Origin of the sequence: Archangium sp. Cb G35, assembly GCF_001896145.1 — a bacterium.
Classification (GTDB): domain Bacteria; phylum Myxococcota; class Myxococcia; order Myxococcales; family Myxococcaceae; genus Archangium; species Archangium violaceum.
On record NZ_MPOI01000021.1, the window covers coordinates 126250 to 152117 of the forward strand.

Consider the following 25868-nt stretch of genomic DNA (forward strand, 5'->3'; position numbering starts at 1 on the left):
CGGGCCGTGGCGGTGCACAATATCCGACGAGGCACACTGCGCAGCAGGCCCCGGGCGCCATAAGTTGGGGCCCTCGACGGAGGGGACATGTACGAGTGGCTGGAGGGACTTCAGAAGTCGGCGAAGCGGACGGCGGCCGGAGTGGGCGCCGAGGATGTCCGGAGGGCGGAGACCGAGTGCGGGGTGCCCTTCCCCGAGGAACTCGGCACGCTGTACCGGACGTTCGACGGCGGTGAGCTCCAGGGGGAGGTGACGCTGTTTCCGCTGCATGGTCCCGAGGGTGCGCCGAGCGTGTTGGAGAAGACGCGGCTGAAGCTGGAGAGCCTGCCGGCCGCGGGAGTGTGGCGCATCGGGGTGAAGGGGCCGCACCGGCAGCTCTTCGCCGCGCGCAAGTCGGCGATGGTGGAGCAGGCCGACAGTCCCCTGCCTGGCTGGGCGGAGCCGCTGTCGGGGGATGATTGGATCTACGGCACCTGGGAGACCGAGAAGCGCGAGCTGCGGCTGTACCGGACGCTGCAGACGATGCTCGAGGTGCTGGTGCCTCCGGCCGAGGTGGAGGAGTTCGGCGACAGGACGTTCGCGCGTGCGCTCTCGGCGGTGCAGGGGGCGCTGAGCGACCTGTCCGTGGAGTACGACGAGGACGCGCGTCCGAAGGCGGCGGCCGAGGAGGAGTCGGAGGAGGAAGAAGAGGCGGCTGAGGAGGAAGAGGCCGACGAGGGCGAGGAGGAGGCCGAAGAGGGCGAGGAGGAAGAGGCCGAAGAGGGCGAGGAGGCGGCTGAGGAGGAAGAGGCCGAAGAGGGCGAGGAGGAGGAGGCCGAAGAGGAAGAGGCCGAAGAGGGCAAGGAAGAGGCCGAAGAGGGCAAGGAAGAGGCCGAAGAGGGCAAGGAAGAGGCCGAAGAGGGCAAGGAAGAGGCCGAAGAGGGCAAGGAAGAGGCCGAAGAGGAAGAGGCCGACGAGGAGTTGCGGAAGCCTGTGGTCGCGGCGGCCGAGCGCCGGGTGGTGCAGCTCCGGCAGGCGGCTCCCGAGGTGCAGCCCGCGCCCGTGACCCGTATTCGGAGTGCGGTGAAGAAGGCTGCTGCCGTGGCTCAGGACGCCGTGGAGACGGCTGCCGAAGTCGCGCAGGGGGCCGCGAAGACGGCTGTCGCCGTGGCGAACGTCGCCACGATGACGATGACTGGCGGCACCACGTCCACGGCTGGTGCGAAGGCTCCGGCGAGGAAGGCCGCCGCGAAGGCTCCGGCCCAGAAGGCGGCTGCGGAAGCTCCTGCCGCGAAGACTCCGGCCAAGAAGGCGGCGGCAAAGGCTCCGGCCAAGAAGGCGGCCGCGAAGAAGGCTCCGGCCAAGAAGGCGGCCGCGAAGGCTCCGGCGAAGAAGGCCGCCGCGAAGAAGGCTCCGGCCAAGAAGGCCGCCGCGAAGAAGGCTCCGGCCAAGAAGGCTCCGGCCAAGAAGGCTCTGGCCAAGAAGGCGGCAGCGAAGAAGGCCCCGGCCAAGAAGGCCGCCGCGAAGAAGGCTCCGGCCAAGAAGACCGCTGCCAAGAAGGCCCCGGCGAAGAAGGCTCCGGCCAAGAAGACCGCTGCCAAGAAGGCCCCGGCGAAGAAGGCCGCCGCGCGCGGCAGGCGCTGAGCCGCATCGCCGCTTGTCCGAGCTCCCCTCTCGTCAGGAGAGGGGAGCGGACTCAGTGTTGAATCAAGGGAGGCTCGGCGGGGGGCCGTGGGCGGGTTCCCTGGTCCTCGGGGGCGAGGATGACGCGGGTCACTCCGTCCTTGCCGGTGCGCCATTGCTCGTGCAGCCGCGCCAGCCGGTCCTCGAGAATCACCTGCACCGCGCCAGCGATGGGCAGTGCCAGCAGCGCGCCGAGGAGGCCCGCCAGTGCGGTGCCCACCAGCATCACCAGGGCGATGAGCAGCGGATTCATCTTCAACGTCCGGCGCTGGATGAGGGGCTGCAGCAGGTTGCCCTCCACCTGCTGGTAGACGACGAAGATGCCCACCGCGATGAAGCCCTCCTTCATTCCCACCGAGGCGAACGTCGTCCCCGCCACCAGGAAGAGGCCCAGGGTGGAGCCGATGAAGGGGATGAGCCCCAGCACCGCCATGGCCAGGCCCAGGGCCATGAAGTAGGGCACGCCCAGCAGCAGCGTGGACACCGCCGTCACCACCCCGCCGATGAACGAGATGAGGAACGCTCCCGCCACGTAGCCGCCCACCGTGCGGTGCATCTCGTGCGCGAGGCCGCGCCAGTGCTCGCGGCGTGATGGCTCCACCCACTGCAGGGTCTTGTCGAACAGGTCCGGGCCGAACAGCAGGAAGAAGACCGTCAGCACGGAGATGGTCACCACGGCCGCCAGCTTCTGCAGCAGGTTCGTCACCACTCCGATGACGGGCCCGGGGGCCATGGGGATGTGCTGGCGCAGCTCCGCGGAGACACGGTCGACGACGTCATAGCGCTCGTCCAGCTTCTCCACCCACGACAGGTGCTGGAGCCGGTCGATGTAGTCGGGTGCGGCCCGCACCAGCGCGAGCCCTTGCTCGAGGAGCATCGGCACCAGGGTCATCAGCAGCGCCGAGAGCAGGCCCAACCCCAGCAGGGCCACGGAGAACACCGCCGCGCCGCGGCGCACCTGGTGCCGCTCCATCCAGCGCACCAGCGGATGCGCCGCCAGCGCGAGGAACAGGGCCACCATCACCCAGGACAACACCGTCCACACCCGGGTCAGCAGCCACAGCACGGCCACCAGTGCCAGCACGTGCGACGCCACCGTCCACACCGTGCGGGGCGTCACCTGGGAGCGGGGCCGGCGGGGAGTCTCCAAGGGCCCGCCCCTCGTCTAGCCTTCCGGCAGATCGTTGGGAGGCATGGGACGCAGCGGCTCCCGGGGACGAGCGGTGATCTCCTCCTCCTGCTCCTCCTCGTCACCCCGCCGGAACTCGTGAATCTGATCCGGGAGGATGTCCCGGTAGTCCGGGTCCTCTTCCAGGGGTGGGGTGGCCGTCAGCTCCTGATCCGTGAAGTTGATGTGCTCCTGGCCGGTGACGGGGTCCCGGTTGCGCAGGGACTCGGACTCACCCACGTCCTCGGAACCGAGTTTCTTGAATCGCATGGTGTTTCCTCCGAGCACGCCGGGTTGGCTGCCCGACCCAACGGTGCGAACCCGGGGGATTCCACGCAACAGAGCGGGGACGCCCGCCTGTCAGGTGGCTCAGCGCGGCGAGGCCAGCGTCCGGCCGGAGGGGTAGCGGGGCTCCGCCTTGGACAGCACCATGCCCAGGGCGAGCACCCGGGAGAACGTCTCGCGCATGGCGTAGCGCCGGGTGCGGGGCCGGCCCTCGTCGGCGGCCACCCCCCAGGCGTCGATGCCCACCGAGTTGGCGATGTACAGGGCCCGCGTCAGGTGGAAACGTTGGGTGACGAGCACCGCCTCGCGCACCCCGAAGACGGTGTGGGCCCGGACGGAGCTGTCGTAGGTGGACAGGCCGGCGTCGTCCTCCTCCACCGCCTCGGGAGGCACGCCCCGCTCCAGCACATAACGCACCATGGCACGCGTCTCGTCGTGGAAGGGGTCCGAGTTGTCCCCGCTGAGCAGCAGCGAGTCCACCGTGCCCGCGCGGTACAGGGCGATGGCCGCGTCCAGCCGTTGGGCCAGCACGGCCGAGGGCACGCCTCCGGGGGCCAGTCCCGCCCCGTACACCAGGGCCACCGGGGCCTGGGGGGCCTCGGCGCGCGGGATGATCCGGTCCGCGTAGCGCTTCTCCACGTAGAAGGAAACGACCCACACGCCCAGGACAGCCGCCAGCCCCATGGCCAGCAGCCCCAGCACCCACCTGCGCAAGGCTCGCGCCTTCTTGCCGCCTCTCCCCATGGTCCCCGGCCAAACCGCCGGGAGCCCCATTCTCGTCCCTTCATTCCCAGATGGAAGCAGCTCTCTCGCCTGGTGCTCACACGGGGACACCAGCGCTCGTGTCCTCCGTCCTCAAACCATGCCGCTCCACCGCTTCCAGCACCTGCCGGGGGTCGGCCGGCTTGCCCAGGAAGGCGGCCACCCCATAGCTGGCGGCGTACAGGGCTCTGTCCCTCGCGCTCATCCCCGCCAGGGCCGCCGAGAGGATGACCACGGGGATGGCGCGCAGGGTGTCATCCCCCTTGCGCGCGGTGAGCAGCCGGTTGCCGTCCATGACGGGCATGTTCATGTCCAGCACCACCATGGAGGGCCGGGGGGCGCGCCTCAGGTACTCGAGGGCTTCCCTCCCATGGCAGGCGGCCACCACCGGGTAGCCATGGGTCTCCAGGAAGTGTTGGAGCGACTCCCGGATGTCCGGGTCATCCTCCACGATCAATACCGGGCCACGCAGGGAGGCCATGATCTCGCGCTCCACCGATGAGGGAACCTGCCCTCGAAGGCTAAGCCCGGGAGACCAGGGTGGCACCCCCGGTGGAATCGCCTGGATGCCCGGCCCCGGCCCCAGGAGGGCCCCGGGGGGGTGCCCCGAGTTTCAAGGCCACGGTTGACCGGCCGCCATACCGCCTATATAGGGGGCCGCGTTCAGGCCTGTTTCCAGAGGAGTTGGTGGCCCCATGGCGTCCCTTCGCGATATCCGCAAGCGCATCCGCTCGGTGAAGAACACGCGGCAGATCACCAAGGCCATGAAGATGGTCTCCGCAGCGAAGTTGCGTAAGGCGCAGGATGCCATCATCGCCGCGCGTCCCTACGCGCAGATGCTGGATCAGATCATCTCCGACCTGACCACCCGTTCCGGCGGCGAGGAGCTGGCCCACCCGCTGCTGACGTCCCGTCCGGTGCGCAAGGTGGAGCTGCTGCTGCTCACCTCGGATCGCGGCCTCGCTGGCGGCTTCAACTCCAACGTCATCCGGCGCGCCAGCCGCTTCCTGTACGAGAACAGCGGCATGGAGATCGAGGTCTCCACCGTGGGCCGCAAGGGCAACGACTTCTTCCGGCAGCGCGGCCAGAAGATGCGCAAGGACTTCGGCTATCTCTTCCAGCGGCTGAACTACACCCACGCCTCGCAGGTGGCCGAGGAGATGAGCGCGCGCTTCATGAAGGGCGAGGTGGACGCCGTCTACGTCGTCTACAACGAGTTCCTCTCCGCCATCAGCCAGAAGGTCTCCCTGGCCCAGCTGCTGCCGCTGCAGACGCTCTCGGTGGGCGCCCCCACGGCGGCCCAGGCCGGCCAGAGCGCCCCAGTGGCCTCGCCCACCCCCGCCCTGGTGGACTTCAAGTACGAGCCGGGCCGCCAGGACGTGCTGGATCGGCTGGTGCCCCAGGCGGTGGCCATCAAGCTGTACCGCTCCCTGCTGGAGAGCGTCGCCAGCGAGCATGGCGCCCGCATGAGCGCCATGGAGAACGCCACCAGCAACGCCTCGGACATGATCGCCAGCCTGTCGCTCACGTACAACCGCACCCGCCAGGCGGTCATTACGAAGGAGCTGATGGAGATCGTGTCCGGCGCGGAGTCTTTGAAGTAGAAGTTCCGCTTCTGGCCTTGGGGCCGCGAAGCTTGACCCCTGGGGGAGGCCACCTGTAGAGGGGGCCCGCCCATCCCCCGGGCCACAATTTTGACGAGGGACGGAAGAACATTCCATGAGCGCTCAAGTTCCGACGGTAGGCAAGGTGACGCAGGTTCTCGGACCTGTGGTCGACGTGGAGTTCCCGCCCGGCGGTCTGCCGGAGGTGTACACCGCCCTCAAGCTGACCAACGCCAACATCAGCACCGAGGCGGACAACCTCACCCTCGAGGTGGCGCAGCACCTGGGTGAGAACACCGTGCGCTGCATCTCCATGGACTCCACCGAGGGTCTGGGCCGCGGCACGCCGGTGAAGAACACGGGCGCCCCCATCCAGGCGCCGGTGGGCAAGGCCACCCTGGGCCGCATCCTCAACGTCACCGGCGATCCGGTGGACGAGAAGGGCCCCGTGAGCGCCAAGGAGTCCTGGCCCATCCACCGCCAGCCTCCTCCGTTCACCGAGCAGGACGTGCGCGTGCAGATGTTCGAGACCGGCATCAAGGTCATCGACCTGCTCGCCCCCTATACCCGTGGCGGCAAGATTGGCCTGTTCGGCGGCGCCGGCGTGGGCAAGACGGTGCTCCTGCAGGAGCTCATCCGCAACGTGGCCGTGGAGCGCGGTGGCTTCTCGGTGTTCGCCGGCGTGGGCGAGCGCACCCGTGAGGGCAACGACCTGTATCACGAGATGCAGGAGTCCAAGGTCATCAAGATCGACAACCTGGAGGAGAGCCAGGTGGTGCTGGTGTACGGCCAGATGAACGAGCCGCCTGGCGCCCGCGCCCGCGTGGCCCTCACGGCCCTGACCATCGCCGAGTACTTCCGCGACATCGAGGGGCGCGACGTGCTCCTCTTCATCGACAACATCTTCCGGTTCACCCAGGCCGGTTCCGAGGTGTCCGCCCTCCTGGGCCGCATCCCGAGCGCCGTGGGTTACCAGCCCACGCTGGCCACGGAGATGGGCAGCCTCCAGGAGCGCATCACCTCCACGACGAAGGGCTCGGTCACCTCGGTGCAGGCCATCTACGTGCCCGCCGACGACCTGACGGACCCGGCGCCGGCCACCACGTTCGCCCACCTGGACGCGACCACGGTGCTCAACCGCGCCATCTCCGAGCTGGGCATCTACCCGGCCGTGGATCCGCTCGACTCCACCAGCCGCATCCTCTCGCCGGACGTCGTGGGCGCGGAGCACTACGCGGTGGCCCGCAAGGTCCAGGGCATCCTCCAGCGCTACAAGGAGCTGCAGGACATCATCGCCATCCTCGGCATGGACGAGCTCTCCGAGGAGGACAAGCAGGTGGTGGCGCGCGCCCGCAAGATCCAGAAGTTCCTGTCGCAGCCGTTCTTCGTGGCGCAGATCTTCACCGGCTCGCCGGGCAAGTACGTGAAGCTCCAGGACACCATCCAGGGCTTCAAGGAGATCGCCGACGGCAAGCACGACGACGTCCCCGAGTCCGCCTTCTACATGGTGGGTGGCATCGACGAGGTGATGGAGAAGGCCCGCAAGCTGGCGGCGGCCTAGCCGGCCGTTTCCGCCTGGGAGGGAGCCCCCGTGCTGCGTTCCGCCCTCATCCTGGTGTTGTCGCTGGTGGCGCTCCCGGCCCTCGGGCAGGAGCGCTCCAGCCGTGCGCGGGTGAGTGCCAATGGCACCTTCACCGTGCGCCTGGTGCAGCATGCCGCCGGGAAGTGCACGCTGGAGGTGGCCAAGGAGAGCGGCCCGGTGTGGACGCTCAAGCAGTGCGTGGGCGGGGTGGATGACCTGTACTTCGTCTCCAACGATGGAGAGCGGGTGTGGGTCATGTTCCCGCTGGCGCCCAAGGGCACGGTGAAGCTGAGCGGGAAGCAGTACAAGAAGGTGCCCGCGTGGGCCAACACGGTGGTGGCCGAGCAGTATGGCCGCGAGGGGCGCCTGCAGGAGCGGCGCCTGATGAACTTCGTGAGCCCGCGCGAGGTGTCGGAGGTGCGGCAGTTGGGACAGCACCTCAAGTGGTTGGAGGGCGTGCTCGGGGTACCGGGCAAGGGCCCGCGCCTGACGGACGCGGGGCGCATCGAGTTCGAGACGGTGGGCAGCAAGTCCCACCAGCTGACCTTCTGAAAAAGCGGTACTGCAGGGAGCACGGAAGCCCATGGCCAAGCTGACGGTCGAGATTGTGACCCCCGAGAAGCGCATCCTGTCGGTGCAGGCGGACGAGGCGATCGTTCCGGGCGGCAAGGGCCTGTTCGGCGTGAGGCCGGGCCACACGCCGTTCCTGTCGCTGATGGAGCCGGGGCCGCTGACGCTGATCGACGGAGGGCGCCGCGAGTACTACTTCGTGGCGGGTGGTTTCGTCGAGGTGAGCAACGACAAGGTGCTGGTGCTGGCGGACGTGGCGGAGGCGGTGACGGGCATCGACGTAGAGGCGGCGAAGAAGCGGATGCAGGAGGCGCAGGAGCGGCTGCGCGGCATGTCGTCGGACGACGTGCGCTTCGACATCGAGCAGGCGACGGTGCGCCGCGAGACGGCGCGCATGAGCGCCGCGACGATGCGCTGAGCCATCACCCCGCTCCCCCAATCACCCCTCTCCCCCCGGGAGAGGGACGGGGTGAGGGTGCCCGGACCCCGGGTTCCCACCCCGAGCTTCAAACCAGGCCCCCGTGCACGATGCCCGCGTTTTCGGGCGTCAGGCATCGGGGGCTTCGTCGTTTCCACCCCCCTTATTCCCCCGATTCACCGTCCGTGCGAGCGTTCCACTTGACGTGGCGCCAAAAAAGGCGCATTCAAGATGCACATTTAAAGATGCATTCGAGATGCATCGAAACAGAGGGTCCACGAGCGGCCCGGGGAGCGAGCGCATGAGCACCAACATCGCGGAGAAGAAGAGCAGCCTGTACGAGCAGATCGGCGGGGAGCCGGCCATGGAGGCGGCGGTGGATCTCTTCTACCGGAAGGTGCTGTCGGACGAGCGCATCAGCCACTTCTTCGAGGACGTGGACATGGAGCGCCAGTCGGCGAAGCAGAAGGCGTTCCTCACGATGGTGTGCGGGGGGCCGAGCGCGTACTCGGGCAAGGACATGCGCAAGGGGCACGCGCACCTGGTGCAGCGCGGGCTGAACGACACGCACTTCAACGCGGTGGCGGAGAACCTGTCGGCGACGCTGCTGGAGCTGGGGGTGGCGCAGCCGTTGGTGGATCAGGTGCTCGCCATCGCCGAGAGCGCGCGGGCGGACGTGCTCAACCGCTGATTCCGAGGGGGGGCACGCACATGGCGAGGGTGAAGCTCGAGGGCCAGTGGTACGGGCTGGACGAGGGCGAGTCGGTACTCGACGGACTGCTGAGGGGGGGCGTGCGGGTACCGCACTCGTGCCGGGCGGGGGCGTGCCAGTCCTGCCTGATGCGAGCCGAGCGCGGCGAGGTGCCGGCGAAGGCCCAAATGGGGCTGAAGGACACGCTCAAGGCCCGGGGCTACTTCCTCTCGTGTGCGTGCCACCCCGAAGGTGAACTCGAGGTGGCGGGGGCGGGCGCGGAGCTGCGGGTGTCCGCGCGCATCGCCGCGCTGGAGCGGCTGAGCGACAGCGTGCTGTGCGTGCGGCTGCGCCCGGAGAAGGCCTTCGAGTACCGGGCGGGCCAGTACGTGTCGCTGATCCGGGCGGACGGGCTGGCGCGCAGCTACTCGCTCGCGAGCCAGCCGCACGAGGAGGCACTGGAGCTGCACGTACGCCGTACCGCCGGAGGCCGCATGAGTGGGTGGCTCTTCGACGAGGCCCGGCCGGGGGACACGTTGGAGTTGCAGGGCCCCGCGGGCGAGTGCTTCTACGTGCCGGGGCGGCCGGAGCAACCGTTGCTGCTCGCGGGGACGGGCACGGGCCTGGCCCCTCTGTACGGCATCCTCCAGGACGCGTTGGCGCAGGGGCATACCGGGCCCATCTGGCTCTTCCACGGTGCGCTCGAGGCCTCCGGGCTCTACCTCGTGGAGGAGCTTCGCGCGTTGCAATCCCGTTACAGTCAGCTCCAGTACCGCCCCTGCGTTCTCAAGGGGCAAGAAAGAGTGGGCGTGACGGTGGGGGCGCTGGACGCGGCCATCAAGGAATCGTGCCCCCGGCCGGCCGGTTGGAGGGCTTGGCTGTGCGGCGACCCGTCGCTGGTGCTATCCCTGAGAAAGAAGCTTTTCCTCGCCGGGCTGTCGCTCAAGGACCTCCACGCGGATGCGTTCCTCCCGAGCACTCCTCCGCCGCAGGAAGGAGTGGAGGTCTCGGGCCGTGCATCTGACGCTTCACGCTGACTACGCGCTGCGCGTGCTGCTGTACCTCGCGGTCAACCCGGATCGGGTGATCTCCACGGGCGAGGTGAGCGGTGCCTACGGTATCTCCAAGCACCACCTCGTCCGGGTGGTGCAGGGGCTGGGCCGCCACGGCTTCGTGGAGGTGCGGCCGGGGCGCTCCGGCGGCGTGGTGCTGGCCCGGGCTCCGGCGGAGATCTCCGTGGGCGAGGTGGTGCGCCGCATGGAGCCGGACTTCCACATCGTGGAGTGTTTCGATCCGAAGACGAACACCTGCCCCATCACCCCGGCGTGTGGATTGATCGGCGTGCTCAACGAGGCGACGCGCGCCTTCCTGGCCACGTTGGACAAGTACACGCTGGAAGACCTGGTGCGGCGCAGTCCGCGCAAGCTGTCCGCCTACTTCCTCAAGCCCGCGGCGAACGCCGAGGTGGGTTGAGCATGGTGGGGCCCGTGCTGGAGCTCTTCCACCGCATCGCGGAGCCGACCTCGGCGGAAGCGCGCCGCTACGTGGTGGACTACGCGCTGGAGGATCGGGTGCGCTTCCGCAACGTCGCCTTCGAGGAGGCGCAGGCGGCGTGGAAGGAGCTCGGGGGACACAGCACGCCCGCGCTCTGGGACGGCGAGCACCTGCACCAGGGCGCCCAGGCGGTCCTGGCGAGACTGCAGGCGGTTGTCAACCTCGGTCGCGACGGCTGACGCCCCCGGCATGTCGCGTGCCAGTGCCTCGTGGGTCCGAGCTCCTTGTGGTGGGAGAGCGACCTTCACCCAAGCTATGCGCCGGCATGCGGGGAACTCACGGGGAGATGAAACTCGGGGCTAGTCACGGAACGCGGCTCGGTTATCTTGCCGCTCCCCATGTCGCTGACCCCCGCCGAACGCCAGGACAGGTTTCACGCGGCGTTCCTGGGACTCGCCATCGGAGATGCCCTCGGGTTTCCCCTGCGGGGCGTGCCTCCAGCGAGCCTCACGCGCCTGCCTGGACTGGCGGAGGACTTCGCGCCTCGGCCTCGGGGGAAGTTCGCCAAGGGCCAGTTCTCGGATGACACGCAGCTGATGCTGGCGGCGGCCGAGAGCGTCATCCGCGAGAACAAGGTGGACGGGCGCAGCGCGGCGGCGCACCTGGCGTGGCTGTGGCAGGAGGGCATCATCCTCCAGCCGCCCAAGCAGCTGGCCGAGGCACTGCAGAAGCTGGCGCAGGGCACGCCGTGGATGAGCGCGGGGGCGCCACTGGGAGTGAAGTGCCCCTCGGTGCTCAGCCGCGCGGTGGTGGTGGGCCTCTTCGAGAGCAAGAGCCGGGTGCGCATCCGCCACGACGCGGGCGTGTTGACGGTGCTCACGCACAAGGACCCCACGTGCGCGGCGGCGGCGGCCGCGTTCGCGCAGGCGATCGCCCTGGGGCTGACGACGAGCGAGCCGCTCACGCCCGCGGAGTTCTGCGAGGAGCTGGCGTTGTCGGCGGCGGCGCACGACAAGGAGCTGGCCGAGGAGCTGCGGCACCTGCCCCGGCTGCTGACGTGGGACCCCGCGCGGGCGCTGACGCAGCTGCGCAAGGTGAGCGTGCCGCCCAGCCAGCTCAAGGGCGTGGACGGGCTGCCGCCGCACGTGGTGCCGGTGCTGCTCACCGCGCTGTACGCCACGCTGAAGGTGCCGCACGACTTCCGCCAGGCGGTGGAGCTGGTGCTGCGCTGCGGCGGCGAGGCGGACGTGGCCGCGGCGTGCACGGGGGCCCTGGTGGGAGCGCACCTGGGCACGGCGGCCATTCCGGCGCGGCTGCGCAAGAACGTGCTGTACGCGGACACGCTGCTGGACACGGCGGACCGCCTCTTCCAGGCGCGGCAGGTGCGCGAGACGCTCGCCACCGCGCTGGCCCAGCAGCACCACCCGAAACGCCGCCGCTGAGAAGCCGGTACGGAGCCGGGCCCCTGCTTGCCCGCCCGCCCGAGGGGAGGCAGCCGGGCGTGGGTGCGTCCTGGCGGCCAGACTTCCCGCGGAATGTTCCCGCTCCCACCTTCCGCGGGAGAGCGGGACGTCCCCGGCACCAGGGGTGGGCCCGCGGGATGCCCCGGGAGGCGGAGACGTGGAACTCGAGTCGGAGCGTCTGGAGCGAAGGCAACTGGAGTCGTTGTCCACGGCGGAGCTCATCCGCCATGCCATCGAGGAGGCCCGGCTGCTGGCGCGGGCCGAGGTGCTGCACGCCAAGAAGGAGTTGCAGCAGGAGGTGAAGGCGGCGCGCACCTCGGGAATCCTGCTGGGCGCGGGAGGCGTGCTGGGGCTGATGGGCCTGGCGGCCCTCCTGGTGGCGCTGGGGCTGGCGCTGCCGCTGAGCGAGACGCTCGGCGTGCTGCTGGTGGGCGTCTTCCTGGTGGTGGTGTCGGGCGGCCTGGCGTTCGCGGGCGTCAAGCGGCTGCCGAAGAAGCCCCTGCCGCACACGCAGGAACGGCTGAAGACGGACCTCGCCCGCACCCGGGAGACACTGCAATGAGCGAGCAGGACAACAAGGGCGGTGGACACATCACCGCGGGCATGGGCGATCGCGAGCAGGTGGAGAAGACGGCGGACCGGCTGCGCGACGAGCTGCTGCTCACGCTCGAGGAGCTGGACAGGCGGCGCGAGCGGGCCATGGACGTGAAGTACCAGGTGAGCAAGGCCGTGGAGAAGAACCGCGACGTGCTCATCCAGGCGGGCGGTGTCGCGGTGGCGCTGGCCGTGGCGGGCATGGGCTACTCGTGGTGGCGGGCGCGTCACCGTGAGGAGCTGCTGTGGAAACACCGCGCGCAGGCGCTGCGGCGCGCCTGGGAGCATCCGGACCGGGTGGCCTCGCGCGCCGAGGAGCGCCCGGTGGGCATCGAGCTCGGACGCAAGCTCGTCCTCATCTTCGTCAGCACGCTGGCCACGGCGATGGCCCGGCGCGCGGTGCAGTCGTTGCTGCCTCCCGCCGAACAGACACCGGCACCGGAGGGCAGGAAGCGCCTCGGGCTGCGTTTCCTGCAGACTCCCGCCCACGCATGAGCCGCCGGAGCGGAGTGATGGACGGCGCGGCACTCTCCCGTCAACGGGGAGCGCCGCGTTCTCGTCCTTACATGGATAAGAATTGTTGATTGCGAGAAACCCGCGCATAAAGCAGATTCATCCACGCCATGGACCTGCTCTACGCGCGTGCCCAGATGGGTCTGTCTCTCGCATTCCACATCGTTTTCGCGGCGGCGGGAATCGCGCTGCCGTTGTTGATGGTGCTCAGTGACCTGAAGGCCCGGAGGACGGGAGACGCGGACTACGCGTTACTCAGCCGGAAGCTGGCGAAGGGGACGGCCATCCTCTTCGCGGTGGGCGCGGTGAGCGGCACGGTGCTCTCCTTCGAGCTGGGGCTGCTGTGGCCCGCCTTCATGGGGACCTATGGGGAAGTCATCGGCCTGCCCTTCGCGCTGGAGGGAACGGCCTTCTTCACCGAGGCGGTGTTCCTCGGCATCTACCTGTACGGGCGGGAGCGGATACCGGCGGGGCTGCACCTCTTCTCGGGGGTGATGGTGGCGCTGAGTGGCGCGGCGAGCGCCTTCTTCGTCACGCTGGTGAACGTCTTCATGAACGACCCGTCGGGTTTCACGCTCACGGCGGGCGGGCCGGTGAACGTGGACCCGGTGGCGGCGATGTTCAGCCCGGGCTGGCGGCACCAGACGGCGCACACGCTGCTCGCGTGCTACCAGGCGAGTGCCTTCGCCATGGCGGGCATCCACGCCTTCGTGCTGCTGCGGCACCCGGGGGCGGCCTTCCACCGCAAGGCGCTCTCGATAGCGTTGCCGCTGGCGTGCCTCTCCGCGCTGGTGCAGCCGCTGGTGGGACACCAGTCCGCGGAGCACGTGGCGCGCGCGCAGCCGTTGAAGCTGGCCGCGGCCGAGGGCCTGTTCCAGACGCAGCGGGGCGCGGGGTTGAGCATCGGCGGGCTGCCGGACGTGGAGACGGGCACCATGCGCTACGCGGTGGAGATTCCCAAGGGGCTGTCCATCATGGCCTTCATGGATCCGGACGCGGAGGTGAAGGGGCTCGACGCCTTCCCGCGTGACGAGTGGCCGCCGGTGGCCAAGGTGCACGTGGCCTTCCAGGTGATGGTGGGGACGGGAGGCGCGATGGCGCTGCTGGCGGTGGTGACGCTCTTCCTGCGCTGGCGGCGCAAGGCGTGGCCCGAGGACCGGCGGGTGCTGTGGGGGTGGCTGCTGTGCGGACCGCTCGGGGTGGTGGCGATGGAGGCGGGGTGGCTCGTCACCGAGTGGGGACGGCAGCCGTGGATCATCCGCGGGGTGATGCGCACGGGCGAGGCGGTGACGCCCGTGCAGCACCTGGCGGCGCCCTTCTGGACGTTCACGCTCGTCTACGTCTTCCTGGGGGCGATGGTCGTCTTCCTCATGGTGAGGCAGGTGGCGGGCACGTTGCCGGGCCACGAGCCGCCGGCGGGGGAGGTGGCCCATGAGCACTGAGTTGTGGCTGGGCGGAGCGCTGGTGGCCGCCTTCGTCCTCTACGCGCTCTTCGGGGGCGCGGACTTCGGAGGGGGCGTCTGGGATTTGCTGGCCTCGGGGCCGCGCAAGGCGGAGCAGCGGGCGCTCATCGCGAAGGCCCTCGGGCCGGTGTGGGAGGTGAACCACGTCTGGCTCATCATCGGCATCGTCATCCTCTTCTCGGCCTTCCCGAGGGCCTTCGCGGCGTTGTCGGTGGCGCTGCATGTGCCACTGACGCTGTTGCTGCTGGGCATCGTCTTCCGGGGCACGGCCTTCACCTTCCGCACGTACGACGCGCGCGGGGACGCGGTGCAGCGTCGCTGGGGGCTCGTCTTCAGCGTGGCGAGCGTGCTGTCCCCGGCGCTGCTGGGCATGTGCGTGGGGGCGGTGGTGAGCGGGGACATCCGAGTACAGGGGCTCGTGGTGGTGAGCGGGTTCTTCTCCGCGTGGCTGTCTCCGTTCGCGCTGGCGGTGGGAGCGCTGGCCCTGTGCCTCTTCGCCTTCCTGGCGGCGGTGTACCTCATCGCGGAGACGCGCGAGTCCGGGCTCCAGGAGGACTTCCGGAAGCGGGCGCTGGGGGCGGGAGTGGCGGTGTTCCTGGCGGCGCTGGGGGTGCTGGTGCTCGCACGGGAGGGAGCGCCGCGGGTGTGGGAGGGGCTGACGGGCTCGCCTTTCGCGCTGGTGCTGCACGCGGCGACTGCGGTGGCGGCGGTGCTGGCCTTCGGGTTGCTGCTCGCGAGGCGTTTCTGGCTGGCCCGGGTGGCGGCGGCGGCGCAGGTGGGCCTCATCGTGGTGGGGTGGGCGGCCTCGCAATACCCGTACCTGGTGGTGCCGGATCTCACGCTCCAGGGGGCGGCGGCGTCCGTGGCCACGCAGCGGGCCCTGCTGGTGGCGCTCGCGGTGGGGGCCGCGCTCATCATTCCCTCACTGCTCTTCCTGCTGAGGGTGTTCCAATCCGCACCCGATGTGCCCATTTCCCCTCGCCCTCCGGGAGAGGGACGGGGTGAGGGTATCGGATGAACCTGGGTTGAACCCGGTGTCCCCACTTGGGGGCCGCGGGTTGAACAATGGGTCCAGGCACCCTCACCCCCACCCGCTCCCGGAGGGCGAGGGAGCCGTCTCACGGAAATCGCCGTGCGACCGCGGGCACGAAGGTCCGGTCATCGGGTGCGGCTTCCAGGAGCTGCGCGGGCCTGCCCACCTCGGGCGTGGGCGCGTCCTCGTCGAGCAGCACGCTCTCGAGCACATCCCGGAAGCGCTCGCGCAACGACTCCTCGTACAGCACGAAGCGCACTTCACGCAGCCGGCTGCCGCCCAGCAGCAGATGCCAGCGCAGCGCCGACGCCTCCGCGCGAGCACTCGCCTCGACAGTCACCCGCCCCGCGCCCGTGCCCAGCGCCGGCACCGCGAGCGAGCTCAACCCTTCTTCCTCCGCGGTCAGCAACGCCCGCTGCATCGCCCGGCCGATGCAACTGACCTCCTCCCACGCGCTCACCGCGTGCAGCACCCGCTGACACGCGAGCCGCCCCGCCCCCGTGGAAATACATGCCCCGAGCGGCTGCTCTCCCCAGTGGTGCGCCTCCTGCTGGATGCTCTCACCGCCGTGGGCCCGCAGGGCCGCCGCGGCCCCACCGGTCATGTTCAACTGGGGCACCGCCGGGCTCACGATGCCGTCTACCCGCGCCAGCGCCAGGTCCCCGGTCTCACAGACGATCCGCGTGGAACCCAGGGTCAACGTGCCGTCCTCCAGCCGCGTGGCGGCGCCAGGTGGGCGCGTGGTGGCGGCCAGCCGTGCGAACAGGTGGCGCACCTGGGCCACGTCTGGAAAGCGCGCGTCGGGCCGCGGCGCGAGCATGCGTGCCAGCACGTGCTGGAAATACGCCTCCTCGGGTCCGCTGGGGCTGGGGAAGATGGGGTGCGCCTCACCGCGCAGCCGGGGCTCGATGCCCTCGAAGGGCGGCCGCCCGTAGCGCAGGTGATAGGCCGTGGCGCCCAGGCCGAACACGTCCGCGCGCCGGTCGAACGCCTCACCGCGCAGCACCTCGGGGGCCATGTACGGCCCGGTGCCGGAAATCTCCCCTCCACTCGCGCCACCCATGTTCCGGGCCACCGCGATGCCGAAGTCCCCCAGCTTCGTCCCCTGCTCCGGCGAGTCCAGGATGTTCGAGGGCTTGAGGTCCCGGTGCAGGATGCCGGTGAGGTGCGCGGCCGCGAGTCCCTCGGCCACCTGGGCGAGCACCTCGCAGACGAACCACAGCGGCAGTCCGTACCCCAGAGCGCGGCGCCGGCGCACGTCCACCTCGTCCATGTCGATGCCGTCCACGTACTCCTGCACCAACAAGGGAGTCCCCTGGTGGATGCGCACGTCCGTGGCGCGCACCACGCGGTGGCTGGGCACGCGCGCCATCAGCCGGGCCTCGTTGAGCATGCGCTGGTAGCGCTCCTCGGGGTCCGCCTGGAAGTGCGGCTTGAGCGTCTTGATCACCAGCGGCGACGCCAGCAGCACATGCCGCGCGAGCCACACGTCGCTCATCCCACCACCGCCGATGCGGCCCCATATCTCGTAATCCCCGATGCGTGCGCCGGACTCGATCATGGTGCGGATTCCACTCTTACCCTGGTGGTACCGCACATTGAAGCCCCCCTGCACCGCCAGGAATGTCTGGCAATTGGCCGCGCGGCCGGAGCGCTCAATCCCTTGCGGACGGGAGCCGGTGAGGAGCGCGTGGCGCGTGGTGGTGCTCGGCGAAGACGTGCCAAGGCTACGGTCTGTGATCCCGGCCCGGGGAGTGTCGGCATTTCCAGACACTCAATCGTGACGCAGTGGGTCAACCCCCGGTGGGGTGCTCTACCTCCGAGGACTGGCGGAGTTTTCCACCCGTGGTGTGTGCGAAAGCGCTTCTGGACCCATCCAGTAGGGCCCGGGTTTGGGGTAGCGTCCCGACACTTTCCAGAATCCGAGGAGCCCGAAGCCCGATGACGAGCCCCAAGTTCGAGACGCTGGTCGACATCTTCCTGCAGAGCATTGCTTCCTTTGGCCCGCGGCCGCTCTTCGGCGAGAAGAAGAACGGCCAGTGGTCGTGGATGACGTACATCCAGTTTGGCCAGATGGTGGATGACCTGCGTGGCGGTCTGGCCCAGCTGGGCGTGACGCACGGGGATCGCGTGGCCGTCATCGCCAACAACCGGCACGAGTGGGCGGTGGGTGCCTACGCCTGTTACACGCTGGGTGCCGCCTACGTCCCCATGTACGAGGCCCAGCTGGACAAGGAGTGGGCCTACATCCTCAATGACTGTGGCGCCAAGGTGGTGTTCGCCGCCACGGATGCCATCGCCGCCAAGCTCAAGGCCATCAAGTCGGAGCTGCCCAAGCTGGAGCACATCATCCGCTTTACCGGCACCGCCACCGAGACGGACACCTTCGCGTGCCTGCTGCGCCGCGGCGCGGATACGCCCAGCCCCGTCACCACGCCCAAGGCCTCGGACCTGGCCGGCCTCATCTACACCTCGGGGACCACCGGCAATCCCAAGGGCGTGATGCTCAGCCACTCCAACCTGGCGCGCAACGTGTGCGCCATGCACGAGGTCTTCCCCATGAACAAGGAGGACCGCTCGCTGGCCTTCCTGCCGTGGGCGCACTCCTTCGGGCAGAACGTGGAGCTCAACGCCCTGCTCTCCATGGGCGCCTCCATGGGCATCGCCGAGGGCGTGGACAAGATCGTCGACAACCTCGCCGAGGTGCAGCCCACGCTGCTCTTCTCGGTGCCGCGCATCTTCAACCGCATCTATGACGGTCTGCAGAAGCGCATGGCGGCGGAGAAGCCCATCAAGCGCATGCTCTTCCACCGCGGCCTCGAGGTCGCCAAGCAGCGCAAGGCCCTGGCCGAGAAGAACCAGAGCAGCGTGCTGCTGGACCTCCAGCACGCCTTCTTCGACAAGGTCGTCTTCTCCAAGGTGCGTGCCCGCTTCGGCGGCCAGCTGAAGTACGCCTTCAGCGGCGCCGCCGCCATCTCGCGCGAGGTGGCCGAGTTCATCGACAACCTCGGCATCACCGTCTACGAGGGCTACGGCCTCACCGAGACGTCTCCCATCGCCACCGCCAACTACCCGGGCTACCGGAAGATCGGCTCGGTGGGCAGGCCCATCCCCGGCACGCGCGTGGAGATCGACCGCTCCGAGACGGGCGACCCCAAGCAGGGCGAAATCGTCGTCTACGGCCACAACGTGATGATGGGCTACTACAACCTGCCCGACGAGAACGCGAAGGTCTTCACCGCCGATGGCGGCTTCAAGACCGGTGACATGGGCATGGTCGACGAGCACGGCTACGTCTGGATCACCGGCCGCATCAAGGAGCAGTACAAGCTGGAGAACGGCAAGTACGTGGTGCCGGTGCCCATCGAGCAGGCGCTGCAGCTCTCGCCCTTCATCGTCAACGTGATGCTGCACGGGCAGAACAAGCCCTTCAACGTGGCCATCATCGTCCCGGACATGGAGGCGCTGAAGAAGTGGGCGACGGAGAAGGGTCTGGACATCTCCTCCATCCCCGAGCTGCTCAAGCGCGAGGAAGTGCAGCAGCTCTACCGCGAGCAGATCAACGAGTTCTGCAAGGACTCGGCGAAGGGCTACGAGAAGCCCCAGCGCTTCCTGCTCATCAGCGAGGACTTCTCCACGGCCAATGACATGCTGACGCCCTCGCTCAAGCTCAAGCGGCGCAACGTGCTCAAGAAGTTCGGCGAGGCGGTGGAGGAGCTGTACCGCGAGGCCGAGAAGAACGGCGAGCGCGCGGCCTGAGTCCCATGGCCCGGGAGGGCTCCGGGACCCGGGTGACTTCCCGGGTGCCCGAGCCCTCCGTGCCTCAGGCGGCCTTCGAGAGGAAGGCCGCCACCGACTCGATGGTGGGGTACTGCCGCAGCAGCGTCTCGTCGAGCTCCCGCTGAAGCCAGGTCTCCAGCTCGCCGATGACCCGCAGCTGCTCCATGGAGTCCAGGCCGTAGTGCTGGAAGGGCGCGCGCACGTCGATGTCCGTGGGCGTCAGCTCCAGGAAGCCGGCCACCCGCTCCACCAGCCAGCGCTGGATGTCCTCGGTGCTCCTCGCGCTCACGAGACCGGGCCCTGGCGCAGCCGCGCCACCATGGCCGCCAGTTCCGGCTGCTCCGCCGGCGTGCCCACGATGGGGGGCAGGTCCGCCATGGAGTCGGTGGGAATCAGGTGCACGTGCGCGTGCGGCACCTCGTAGCCCAGCACCACCTCCACCACGCGCTTGCAACCGGTGCGCTCCTTGAGCAGCCGCGCCACCGTGCGCACCGCCTGCATCAGCTCCGTGTACCGCTGCGGCTCCAGGTCGAACAGGTAGTCTCCGTCCGCCTTTGGAATCACCAGCGTGTGTCCTGGCCTCACCGGACGGATGTCGAGAAACGCCAGGTGCCGCTCGTCTTCCCAGACCTTGTGACAGGGAATCTCGCCGCGGACGATGCGCGCGAAGATGTTGTTCTCAGCCACTCTGCACTCTCCCTTGATTGAAAAGTCGGTACTCCCTTGATTACCGGGCAGGTCTACTTTACACACTAAGTATGGACTCTGGGGTGATGCAGCGCACGGCGAGCACTCATCCGGAGGGATTCACGTTCCTTGTGTGGAGTGGCGTGGGCGTCGGCGTATTGGAGGAGCCGGGGGAAGGCCCCCTCCTGAAGTCCTTCCTGTCGCCCGGGGAGCGGGTGTGTCTCGACGAGCGGGTGTTGCCCCAACGTCAGCCGGAGTGGTTGCGTGGGCGTCACGCGTGCAAGCAGGTGGTTCGGGAGCTGATGGGCCCGGAGTCCTTGATGCACCAGGTCGAGGTGCTGCCGGGTCCCCAGGGCGAGCCCCAGCTCCATCTGTCAGAGGGGCCCGGGCCCCTGAATATATCAATCAGTCATACGCGCACCCTGTCGGTGGCGGCCGTCACGGCTCGCGGGCGGGTGGGGGTGGACGTGGAGCCCATGGCTCCCGTGGAGGAGCGTTTGTGGCACTTCTTCCTTTCACCCGCTGAGAGAGCCCGCTGCGAGCGGGAGCCGGAGCTGGCCTTGCGGCTGTGGGTACTGAAGGAGGCGCTCTACAAGGCCCTCCGCCCGCCCCAGCCCATTCCGTTGCGCTCCCTGATCCCCGAGCTGGGTGAGGGGGTGCTCCGGCTCGCGCCTCCTTTCGAGTGGGAGCTCTCCTTCACCTTCCTGCCCCTCCGCAACCACCTGCTGGCCGTCGTGCACTCATGAATCCCTCTTCCTCCATCCGTATCCACGGCATCCACTACACGCTGCCCGAGCGGCAGGTTGGCCTCGAGCAGCTCTCGGCGGAAGGGCGGCTCGTCAGCACGCCCGAGACGATGCGCGACTTCGGCTTCGGCGATTGCCGGGTGTCCAATGTGCCGGCCACGCAGCTCGCCTCGGCCACTCTCAAGGCGCTGCTGGAGCGCCACGGGGTGGATCCCCTGGAGGTGGGATTGCTCATCAACGCCAGCGTGCTGCCCACCAGCTCGCTGGTGCCGCGCGGGGAATCCCTCGCCGAGTTCCCCACCGGGGACAACGCGCATCTGGGGTTGTTCCGCTTCTCCAGCACGCGCCTCCAGGACGAGCTGGGCTTGTCCAATGCGCGCACGGTGGGATTGAGCGAGCTGGGCTGTGTGTCCCTGTCCCATGCGGTGTGGCTGGCCCACGCCGTCATGGAGATGGAAGACCTGAAGTATGCCCTGTGCGTCAACGCGGACGTCTTCCCCGACGGCATCAAGCGCGAGGTCGTCTACAACGTTTGCAGCGACTCGGCGTGCGCGGTGCTGCTGTCGCGCAACCCAGAGGGCCTGCGTCTCAAGACGTATCACACGCTCACCCGCGGCTATTACTGGGATCCGGACGGCCACCAGAACGAGTTGCTCGCCGCCTACTTCCCCACCGGCAAGCGCGTGCTGGAGAAGACCTTCAAGGCCAGCGGCCTGGCGCGTGAGGAGATCAAACTCCTCATCCCCCACAACGTCAGCCTGCGCAGCTGGGAGATCCTCAGCAAGTTCACCGGCATCCCCCTGGAAAAGATCTACACGGAGAACATCCGCCCCAAGGGTCACTCGGTGGCGGCGGACAATTGGATCAACCTCAAGGACGTCATCGATCGCGGTCTGGTGAAGAAGGGCGACCACGTGATGATGTTCTCATTCGGGCTCGGCGCCCACTGGGGCTGCAGCATCGTGCAGATCTAGTTCCGCCCGGGTTCACCTCTCTCCCCCCGGAGTCCCCCCAGAGGTCCCCCCCTCATGCATTTGTTTCTCACCGGAGTCACCGGCGCCGTCGGTATGGAGATGGCTCGCTGGATTGTCCGTAACACGCCGAAAGCGCGGGTGTATGCGCTCATACGTGCCCCCTCACCCGTGGTGCTCAAGGCGCGCTGGTCGAAGCTGGCGGCGAAGCTCTGGCCGGACGTTTCGGCACGCCCGCCCGAGGGCCAGTTCATCCCCGTGCTGGGCGACATCTCCCAGCCCGGGTTGGGGCTGTCACCCGAGGACGCGGCGCGGCTGGCCAGTGAGGTGACGCACGTCATCCACTCGGCGGCCAACGTGGAGCTGGATGCGCCCCTGCCGGAGGCGCGCGCGGCCAACGTGGACGGCACGCGCCATGTCTTCGAGGTGGTGCGCTCCTTCCGCCGGCTGGAGCGCGTGGGCTACGTGAGCACCCTCTTCGTGGCGGGCAAGCGCCCGGGCCGCTTCCTGGAAACGGATGCGGTGCACACGTCGGACTTCGTCAATCCGTACGAGCAGAGCAAGTACGAGGCGGAGCACCTCGTGCGCGGGTTGATGAAGGAACTGCCCATCGCCATGTACCGGCTGGCCTACCTCATCGGCCGGGATGACGGCGAGGTGACGCGCTACAACTCCATGCACTCGCTCATGCGGCTCTTCTACCAGGGCCACGTGGGCGCCTTCCCGGGCACGCCGGAGTCGCGGATGGACCTGTCCTCCAATGACTACGCGGCCGCCGCCCTGCTCACGCTCTTCCTGGAGCACTACCAGCCGGGACGTACCTTCCACATCGGCAATGGTGACGAGGGCCTGCGGTTGCAGGACTTCATCGACACCATGACCGAGGTGTCCGCGGAGACGGAGCGGCGCTGGGCCCAGGGCGTCTTCCTCCCGCCGGACGTGGTGGACGAGGACACCTATACGTTGCTGCGGCGCACGCTGTTGCAGACCCAGAACAAGCAGTCCCACGAGGTCATCCGCCTCGGGGACACCATGTACGGGCACCTGCTGGCCAACCAGATCTTCGACGCCGCGCCCGTGCACGCGTTGCTCGGCGAGCGGGTGAAGCCGCCGCCCGCGAAGCAGTTGCTGCGTGACGTGTTGCGGCACTGCGTGGCCACCGACTGGGGTCGTAACCGCATCTGACGAGGGACGGAATCATGGACAGGAATCAGTTCGAGGATCGGCTGCTCACCTTCATCCGCAAGCTGTGCGTGGAGAATGGCATCACCGCGGACATCGGCCGGGACACCGCGCTGTTCGAGAACCGGCTCATCAACTCCATGCGCATCATCGACTTGATGGGCTTCATCGAGAGCGAGCTCTCCATCGAGGTGCCCGAGGACAAGTTGACGATGAACTTCTTCCGCACGCCGCGGGTCATCTCCGACACGTTCTGTCCGTTGGGTGGAGACGCGAAGGCATGAGCGCCCTGACGGTGGACCCGAAGAGCCTGGCTTTCGACTCCGGGCGCTCGCCCCGGCCCGAGGCCATCGGCCAGTTGATGGAGCGCGGAGACCTGCGCTCCTACGAGAACGGCACGCTGGGCATGTCCGGCCCCGCGCTGTGGCTGTTCCGCTATTTCGAGCGCAAGTTCCTCGAGCTGGCTTTCAAGTACGGCGCCTCCGAGCGCCAGTACCCCACGCTGATGCCCATTTCGGTGATGGAGCGGACGGACTACTTCAAGTCCTTTCCGCACCACGCCACCTTCGCCATGTGCCTGGACCGGGATGCTACGTCCCTGCGCCAGTTCGTGGACGCGGTGAAGGGCGGCGAGCGCGTGGAGGAGGGAGCGGCCTCGCGGGTGCGCACGGCGGGCGCGGTGCTGTCCGGCGCCGTCTGCTACCACTGCTACGCGGAGCTGCAGGGCCGCGCCATCACCGGCGAGCCCCTGGTGCTCACCACGCAGGGCCGGTGCTTCCGCTACGAGCACGGGGAGTTCGCCCCGCTGCGCCGGCAGTGGGAGTTCACCATGCGGGAGATCGTCCTGCTGGGGCCCGAGGCGCCCATCGCCAGCATGCGCGAGAAGCTGCTGCTGGAGGTGGTGGAGTTCGCGAAGGCGCACGGCCTCACCGGGCGCATCGACGTGGCGTCCGACCCGTTCTTCGGAGCGGTGGAGGGCCGGGCGCGCACGCTGCTGCAGCGGGCCCAGTCGCTCAAGTACGAGCTGCTGGTGGACGTCACCGGGCAGAAGGGCGGAGACCTGGCCATCGCGTCCTTCAACCTGCATGGGGACTCGTTCTCCCGCACCTTCGGTCTCAGCCTGCCGGACGGCCAGCAGGCCAGCACGGGCTGTATCGCCTTTGGCCTGGAGCGCTGGGTGGCCGCCTTCACCGCGTACCACGGGGTGGATCCCTCCGCGTGGCGTGAGGTGATTCCCGCCTCGGAGTTCGCACCCGCACCGAATCGAGGAACCGTATGACGACGGAGCGCTACTACTACGACTTCTTCGGCGCCAAGTCGGAGTCGCGTTGGAACGTGGAGAAGGACATCCCCTGGGGGGAGATCGACCGGGAGGCCGCGCTGAGCCAGCCGGACATCCTGGACAAGGTGCGGCGCACGGCGCTCATCGAGTCCTACCACGCCCTGGGCACCGTCTCGCTCATCAAGCTGCTCCACGAGGACGTGGACGCCACCTCGGTGTTCCAGGTGGAGTGCTTCGAGGGCTTCCGGCACTTCTGGAGCCTGCGGCGCTACCTGGACCTGGTGGGCTTCGAGCCGCGCATCACCGACGAGGAGTTGGTGGAGATCCGCCGGCGCAACATCGAGCACGTCAACTACAAGCCCGAGGACACCGTCCAGGAGCTGGTGAACTTCATCTGGTCCGAGCACGCAGCGGGCTACTTCGCCCGGCAGCTCGGCGCGCAGTGCAAGGACAAGGTGCTGGCGAAGCTGCTGGGATTCATCTCCGTGGATGAGTTCCGCCACGCGGAAGGCGGCTATCAGATTCTCACCAAGCTGCTGGAGCGCCAGCCGGAGCTGAAGCCCGAGGTGCTGCGCGCGGCGAGCAACTTCAAGCACTACGGCTGGCACGTGTGCGAGCTGCCGGTGGCGGTGGAGAACGACTTCACCACCGTGCTGCAGATGAAGCGCAAGTTCGAGAAGGTGTGCGGTGCCCGCATCGTGAGCTGGCGCGAGGGCTGGGCCAATGGCTGAGGCCGCCCGGAAGCTGGTTCCCGAGGAGCATGAGCCCGCCTCGCCCATGGGTAACAAGGCGGGGTGGGTGCTCCAGGAGCCCACTTTCGGGTGGGCCACCGCGGAGGGGACGCCGAAGGAGCCCACGGTGGGCGAGGCGCTGCGCGAGTGGTGGGACGCGGTGAACGTCTTCGCCGACGCGCGGCGCCTGCCATCGGCGCTGCACGTGGCCTTCCACCTGGCGACGCTGGGCTGTCTGGTGGCGCTGGTGGGCTGGCACCTGTCGGTGAAGAGCGCCCTGTACTTCTCCGTGTCCGCCTTCTTCATGGCCACGGTGACGCACACGGCGTGGCTGCACCGCTATTGCTCGCACAAGGCCTTCGACTTCCGTAGCCCCTGGCTGGCGCGCGTCTTCCTGTGGCTCAACGGCATGGCCATCCGCGAGGACACGTATGCGATTCCCCACCGGGTGCACCACCAGCGCTCGGACAGGGTGGGGGACCCGTATGGCCCCCATCTGGGCCGGCTCGCCAGCTACCTGGCCATCGAATCGGTGACGAAGTTCAACACGGACATGGCTCCGGAGCAGTACGAGCACGTGGCGAAGACGGTGAGCCACATCGGCTTCCCCATCAGCACGTACGAGCAGTTCCGGCGCACGGGCACGGTGGAGCATGCCGGGCACCTGGCGGTGCGCACGCTCTTCGCGCAGGCCTTCTGGAGCGGAGTGGCATACGCGGTGGGCGGCGTGCCGTGCGTGCTGGCCTGGTACGCGGCGGTCTTCTTCGTCACCTTCCTCATCCGCGACTTCAACTACCTCGGCCACGGTGGCCGGCGTCCCCGGGCGAAGCTCCAGGGCTGGGAGTTCGACGAGCGGACCCTGGCCCTCAACCAGATTTTCTACGGCGTCTTCGCCTCCGAGTGGCACAACAACCACCACAAGTTCCCCCGCTCGGCCAACCTGCAACTCGTCCCGGCGCAGGTGGACATGTCCTTCCTCTTCATCCGCCTGCTGCACACGTTGGGCGTGGTCACCTCCTACGTGGACGCGGTGCCGCGCTTCCGGCAGCAGCTCGCCGCCGGCAAGGCGGTGCGTCCCATCGCGGGAGACGAGGAGTACGCCAACGCCACCGGCATCGCGGATGGCAACGATGGCACGCCCCTCCCCGAGCGTCACTGAGCCGTCATCCCCTCTCCCCCCGACCTGG

29 protein-coding genes are annotated in these 25868 nt (G+C 68.7%); 22 read left to right on the top strand and 7 right to left on the bottom strand.

From position 1 onward, the window contains the following. The first annotated feature begins 87 nt into the window (after positions 1-87). Positions 88-1623 (top strand): SMI1/KNR4 family protein, encoded by a 1536-nt coding sequence (locus tag BO221_RS47470; protein ID WP_073567561.1) that lies wholly within the window; start codon positions 88-90, stop codon positions 1621-1623. Positions 1624-1675: 52 nt separating this feature from the next. Here the strand turns inward: BO221_RS47470 and BO221_RS47475 are convergent, their stop codons facing one another. The 4 genes from BO221_RS47475 to BO221_RS47490 all read right to left on the bottom strand — a co-directional run bounded on the left by BO221_RS47475 (position 1676) and on the right by BO221_RS47490 (position 4358). Further along, positions 1676-2812 (bottom strand): AI-2E family transporter, encoded by a 1137-nt coding sequence (locus BO221_RS47475; protein WP_233166580.1) that lies wholly within the window; start codon positions 2810-2812, stop codon positions 1676-1678. A gap of 15 nt (positions 2813-2827) precedes the next feature. Continuing rightward, the gene (locus BO221_RS47480; RefSeq protein ID WP_073567563.1) at positions 2828-3100 is read right to left on the bottom strand and encodes a hypothetical protein; all 273 of its coding nucleotides are present in this window, start codon (positions 3098-3100) and stop codon (positions 2828-2830) included. Between the two features lie 99 nt (positions 3101-3199). Continuing rightward, positions 3200-3829 carry a vancomycin high temperature exclusion protein gene (locus BO221_RS47485; RefSeq protein WP_369866215.1) on the bottom strand — a complete coding sequence of 210 codons (630 nt, stop codon included), beginning with the start codon at positions 3827-3829 and terminating at the stop codon, positions 3200-3202. Between the two features lie 106 nt (positions 3830-3935). Further along, positions 3936-4358, bottom strand: a complete 423-nt coding sequence (locus BO221_RS47490; RefSeq protein WP_073567615.1) for a response regulator — start codon at positions 4356-4358, stop codon at positions 3936-3938. A 214-nt stretch (positions 4359-4572) separates the two neighbouring features. Here BO221_RS47490 and atpG point away from each other — a divergent pair, with 214 nt between their 5' ends. The 13 genes from atpG to BO221_RS47555 all read left to right on the top strand — a co-directional run bounded on the left by atpG (position 4573) and on the right by BO221_RS47555 (position 15287). Next, entirely contained in the window at positions 4573-5481 is a 909-nt protein-coding gene (gene atpG / locus BO221_RS47495) for an ATP synthase F1 subunit gamma (RefSeq protein ID WP_073567565.1), read from the top strand. Positions 5482-5596: 115 nt separating this feature from the next. After that, complete coding sequence (gene atpD / locus BO221_RS47500; protein ID WP_073567566.1) at positions 5597-7042, top strand: F0F1 ATP synthase subunit beta; 1446 nt, start codon at positions 5597-5599, stop codon at positions 7040-7042. Positions 7043-7072: 30 nt separating this feature from the next. Further along, positions 7073-7615, top strand: coding sequence for a hypothetical protein (locus tag BO221_RS47505; protein ID WP_073567567.1), 543 nt, complete (start codon positions 7073-7075; stop codon positions 7613-7615). A 31-nt stretch (positions 7616-7646) separates the two neighbouring features. Then, on the top strand, positions 7647-8051 hold the full coding sequence (locus tag BO221_RS47510; protein WP_073567568.1) for a F0F1 ATP synthase subunit epsilon: 405 nt from the start codon (positions 7647-7649) through the stop codon (positions 8049-8051). Positions 8052-8352: 301 nt separating this feature from the next. Then, positions 8353-8742 carry a group 1 truncated hemoglobin gene (locus tag BO221_RS47515; RefSeq protein WP_073567569.1) on the top strand — a complete coding sequence of 130 codons (390 nt, stop codon included), beginning with the start codon at positions 8353-8355 and terminating at the stop codon, positions 8740-8742. A 20-nt stretch (positions 8743-8762) separates the two neighbouring features. Continuing rightward, entirely contained in the window at positions 8763-9779 is a 1017-nt protein-coding gene (locus BO221_RS47520; protein WP_073567570.1) for a 2Fe-2S iron-sulfur cluster-binding protein, read from the top strand. Beyond that, positions 9757-10215 (top strand): Rrf2 family transcriptional regulator, encoded by a 459-nt coding sequence (locus tag BO221_RS47525; protein WP_043412574.1) that lies wholly within the window; start codon positions 9757-9759, stop codon positions 10213-10215. The genes BO221_RS47520 and BO221_RS47525 overlap by 23 nt, the downstream gene beginning before the upstream one ends. Positions 10216-10217: 2 nt before the next feature. Continuing rightward, positions 10218-10475 (top strand): hypothetical protein, encoded by a 258-nt coding sequence (locus tag BO221_RS47530; RefSeq protein WP_043412244.1) that lies wholly within the window; start codon positions 10218-10220, stop codon positions 10473-10475. Between the two features lie 159 nt (positions 10476-10634). Next, positions 10635-11678 (top strand): ADP-ribosylglycohydrolase family protein, encoded by a 1044-nt coding sequence (locus BO221_RS47535; RefSeq protein ID WP_073567571.1) that lies wholly within the window; start codon positions 10635-10637, stop codon positions 11676-11678. Positions 11679-11856: 178 nt separating this feature from the next. After that, a complete protein-coding gene (locus BO221_RS47540; RefSeq protein ID WP_043412251.1) occupies positions 11857-12261 on the top strand; it encodes a phage holin family protein in 405 nt (134 codons plus the stop codon). Then, complete coding sequence (locus BO221_RS47545; protein WP_073567572.1) at positions 12258-12788, top strand: hypothetical protein; 531 nt, start codon at positions 12258-12260, stop codon at positions 12786-12788. The genes BO221_RS47540 and BO221_RS47545 overlap by 4 nt, the downstream gene beginning before the upstream one ends. Positions 12789-12916: 128 nt before the next feature. After that, entirely contained in the window at positions 12917-14248 is a 1332-nt protein-coding gene (locus BO221_RS47550) for a cytochrome ubiquinol oxidase subunit I (RefSeq protein WP_073567573.1), read from the top strand. Beyond that, positions 14238-15287, top strand: a complete 1050-nt coding sequence (locus BO221_RS47555) for a cytochrome d ubiquinol oxidase subunit II (RefSeq protein WP_073567574.1) — start codon at positions 14238-14240, stop codon at positions 15285-15287. The genes BO221_RS47550 and BO221_RS47555 overlap by 11 nt, the downstream gene beginning before the upstream one ends. Before the next feature lie 100 nt (positions 15288-15387). On the opposite strand, the gene BO221_RS47560 is transcribed toward BO221_RS47555, so the two are convergent. Continuing rightward, positions 15388-16863 (bottom strand): serine/threonine-protein kinase, encoded by a 1476-nt coding sequence (locus BO221_RS47560; RefSeq protein WP_073567575.1) that lies wholly within the window; start codon positions 16861-16863, stop codon positions 15388-15390. A 380-nt stretch (positions 16864-17243) separates the two neighbouring features. On the opposite strand from BO221_RS47560, the gene BO221_RS47565 reads away from it, so the two are divergent. Further along, positions 17244-19061 carry a long-chain fatty acid--CoA ligase gene (locus BO221_RS47565; protein ID WP_073567576.1) on the top strand — a complete coding sequence of 606 codons (1818 nt, stop codon included), beginning with the start codon at positions 17244-17246 and terminating at the stop codon, positions 19059-19061. A 64-nt stretch (positions 19062-19125) separates the two neighbouring features. Here BO221_RS47565 and BO221_RS47570 read toward each other — a convergent pair whose 3' ends face one another. Both BO221_RS47570 and BO221_RS47575 read right to left on the bottom strand, forming a co-directional pair. Beyond that, positions 19126-19371, bottom strand: a complete 246-nt coding sequence (locus tag BO221_RS47570) for an acyl carrier protein (RefSeq protein WP_073567577.1) — start codon at positions 19369-19371, stop codon at positions 19126-19128. After that, positions 19368-19769, bottom strand: a complete 402-nt coding sequence (locus tag BO221_RS47575) for an HIT family protein (protein ID WP_073567578.1) — start codon at positions 19767-19769, stop codon at positions 19368-19370. The genes BO221_RS47570 and BO221_RS47575 overlap by 4 nt, the downstream gene beginning before the upstream one ends. Before the next feature lie 143 nt (positions 19770-19912). Here BO221_RS47575 and BO221_RS47580 point away from each other — a divergent pair, with 143 nt between their 5' ends. From BO221_RS47580 to BO221_RS47610, 7 genes are read left to right on the top strand one after another with little or no spacing between them, the layout of a single operon-like run. Then, positions 19913-20515, top strand: coding sequence for a 4'-phosphopantetheinyl transferase superfamily protein (locus BO221_RS47580; protein ID WP_158080044.1), 603 nt, complete (start codon positions 19913-19915; stop codon positions 20513-20515). Then, a complete protein-coding gene (locus tag BO221_RS47585; protein WP_073567580.1) occupies positions 20512-21489 on the top strand; it encodes a 3-oxoacyl-ACP synthase III family protein in 978 nt (325 codons plus the stop codon). The genes BO221_RS47580 and BO221_RS47585 overlap by 4 nt, the downstream gene beginning before the upstream one ends. 54 nt (positions 21490-21543) lie before the next feature. Further along, complete coding sequence (locus tag BO221_RS47590; RefSeq protein ID WP_083682572.1) at positions 21544-22671, top strand: SDR family oxidoreductase; 1128 nt, start codon at positions 21544-21546, stop codon at positions 22669-22671. A 14-nt stretch (positions 22672-22685) separates the two neighbouring features. Beyond that, positions 22686-22952, top strand: coding sequence for an acyl carrier protein (locus BO221_RS47595; RefSeq protein WP_073567582.1), 267 nt, complete (start codon positions 22686-22688; stop codon positions 22950-22952). After that, positions 22949-23947, top strand: coding sequence for an aminoacyl--tRNA ligase-related protein (locus BO221_RS47600; RefSeq protein WP_073567583.1), 999 nt, complete (start codon positions 22949-22951; stop codon positions 23945-23947). The genes BO221_RS47595 and BO221_RS47600 overlap by 4 nt, the downstream gene beginning before the upstream one ends. Continuing rightward, on the top strand, positions 23944-24681 hold the full coding sequence (locus tag BO221_RS47605; protein ID WP_073567584.1) for a hypothetical protein: 738 nt from the start codon (positions 23944-23946) through the stop codon (positions 24679-24681). Before BO221_RS47600 ends, BO221_RS47605 begins: the two co-directional genes overlap by 4 nt. Continuing rightward, positions 24674-25840, top strand: a complete 1167-nt coding sequence (locus tag BO221_RS47610; RefSeq protein WP_073567585.1) for a hypothetical protein — start codon at positions 24674-24676, stop codon at positions 25838-25840. The genes BO221_RS47605 and BO221_RS47610 overlap by 8 nt, the downstream gene beginning before the upstream one ends. The last annotated feature ends 28 nt before the right edge of the window (positions 25841-25868 follow it).

Excerpts from the sequence above, each read along its gene's own strand:
- BO221_RS47470 (WP_073567561.1), top strand. The coding sequence starts at position 88 with ATGTACGAGTGGCTGGAGGGACTTCAGAAGTCGGCGAAGCGGACGGCG.
- BO221_RS47480 (WP_073567563.1), bottom strand. The coding sequence starts at position 3,100 with ATGCGATTCAAGAAACTCGGTTCCGAGGACGTGGGTGAGTCCGAGTCC.
- BO221_RS47490 (WP_073567615.1), bottom strand. The coding sequence starts at position 4,358 with ATGGCCTCCCTGCGTGGCCCGGTATTGATCGTGGAGGATGACCCGGAC.
- atpG (WP_073567565.1), top strand. The coding sequence starts at position 4,573 with ATGGCGTCCCTTCGCGATATCCGCAAGCGCATCCGCTCGGTGAAGAAC.
- atpD (WP_073567566.1), top strand. The coding sequence starts at position 5,597 with ATGAGCGCTCAAGTTCCGACGGTAGGCAAGGTGACGCAGGTTCTCGGA.
- BO221_RS47510 (WP_073567568.1), top strand. The coding sequence starts at position 7,647 with ATGGCCAAGCTGACGGTCGAGATTGTGACCCCCGAGAAGCGCATCCTG.
- BO221_RS47515 (WP_073567569.1), top strand. The coding sequence starts at position 8,353 with ATGAGCACCAACATCGCGGAGAAGAAGAGCAGCCTGTACGAGCAGATC.
- BO221_RS47520 (WP_073567570.1), top strand. The coding sequence starts at position 8,763 with ATGGCGAGGGTGAAGCTCGAGGGCCAGTGGTACGGGCTGGACGAGGGC.
- BO221_RS47530 (WP_043412244.1), top strand. The coding sequence starts at position 10,218 with ATGGTGGGGCCCGTGCTGGAGCTCTTCCACCGCATCGCGGAGCCGACC.
- BO221_RS47535 (WP_073567571.1), top strand. The coding sequence starts at position 10,635 with ATGTCGCTGACCCCCGCCGAACGCCAGGACAGGTTTCACGCGGCGTTC.
- BO221_RS47545 (WP_073567572.1), top strand. The coding sequence starts at position 12,258 with ATGAGCGAGCAGGACAACAAGGGCGGTGGACACATCACCGCGGGCATG.
- BO221_RS47550 (WP_073567573.1), top strand. The coding sequence starts at position 12,917 with ATGGACCTGCTCTACGCGCGTGCCCAGATGGGTCTGTCTCTCGCATTC.
- BO221_RS47555 (WP_073567574.1), top strand. The coding sequence starts at position 14,238 with ATGAGCACTGAGTTGTGGCTGGGCGGAGCGCTGGTGGCCGCCTTCGTC.
- BO221_RS47560 (WP_073567575.1), bottom strand. The coding sequence starts at position 16,863 with ATGATCGAGTCCGGCGCACGCATCGGGGATTACGAGATATGGGGCCGC.
- BO221_RS47565 (WP_073567576.1), top strand. The coding sequence starts at position 17,244 with ATGACGAGCCCCAAGTTCGAGACGCTGGTCGACATCTTCCTGCAGAGC.
- BO221_RS47585 (WP_073567580.1), top strand. The coding sequence starts at position 20,512 with ATGAATCCCTCTTCCTCCATCCGTATCCACGGCATCCACTACACGCTG.
- BO221_RS47590 (WP_083682572.1), top strand. The coding sequence starts at position 21,544 with ATGCATTTGTTTCTCACCGGAGTCACCGGCGCCGTCGGTATGGAGATG.
- BO221_RS47595 (WP_073567582.1), top strand. The coding sequence starts at position 22,686 with ATGGACAGGAATCAGTTCGAGGATCGGCTGCTCACCTTCATCCGCAAG.
- BO221_RS47600 (WP_073567583.1), top strand. The coding sequence starts at position 22,949 with ATGAGCGCCCTGACGGTGGACCCGAAGAGCCTGGCTTTCGACTCCGGG.
- BO221_RS47605 (WP_073567584.1), top strand. The coding sequence starts at position 23,944 with ATGACGACGGAGCGCTACTACTACGACTTCTTCGGCGCCAAGTCGGAG.
- BO221_RS47610 (WP_073567585.1), top strand. The coding sequence starts at position 24,674 with ATGGCTGAGGCCGCCCGGAAGCTGGTTCCCGAGGAGCATGAGCCCGCC.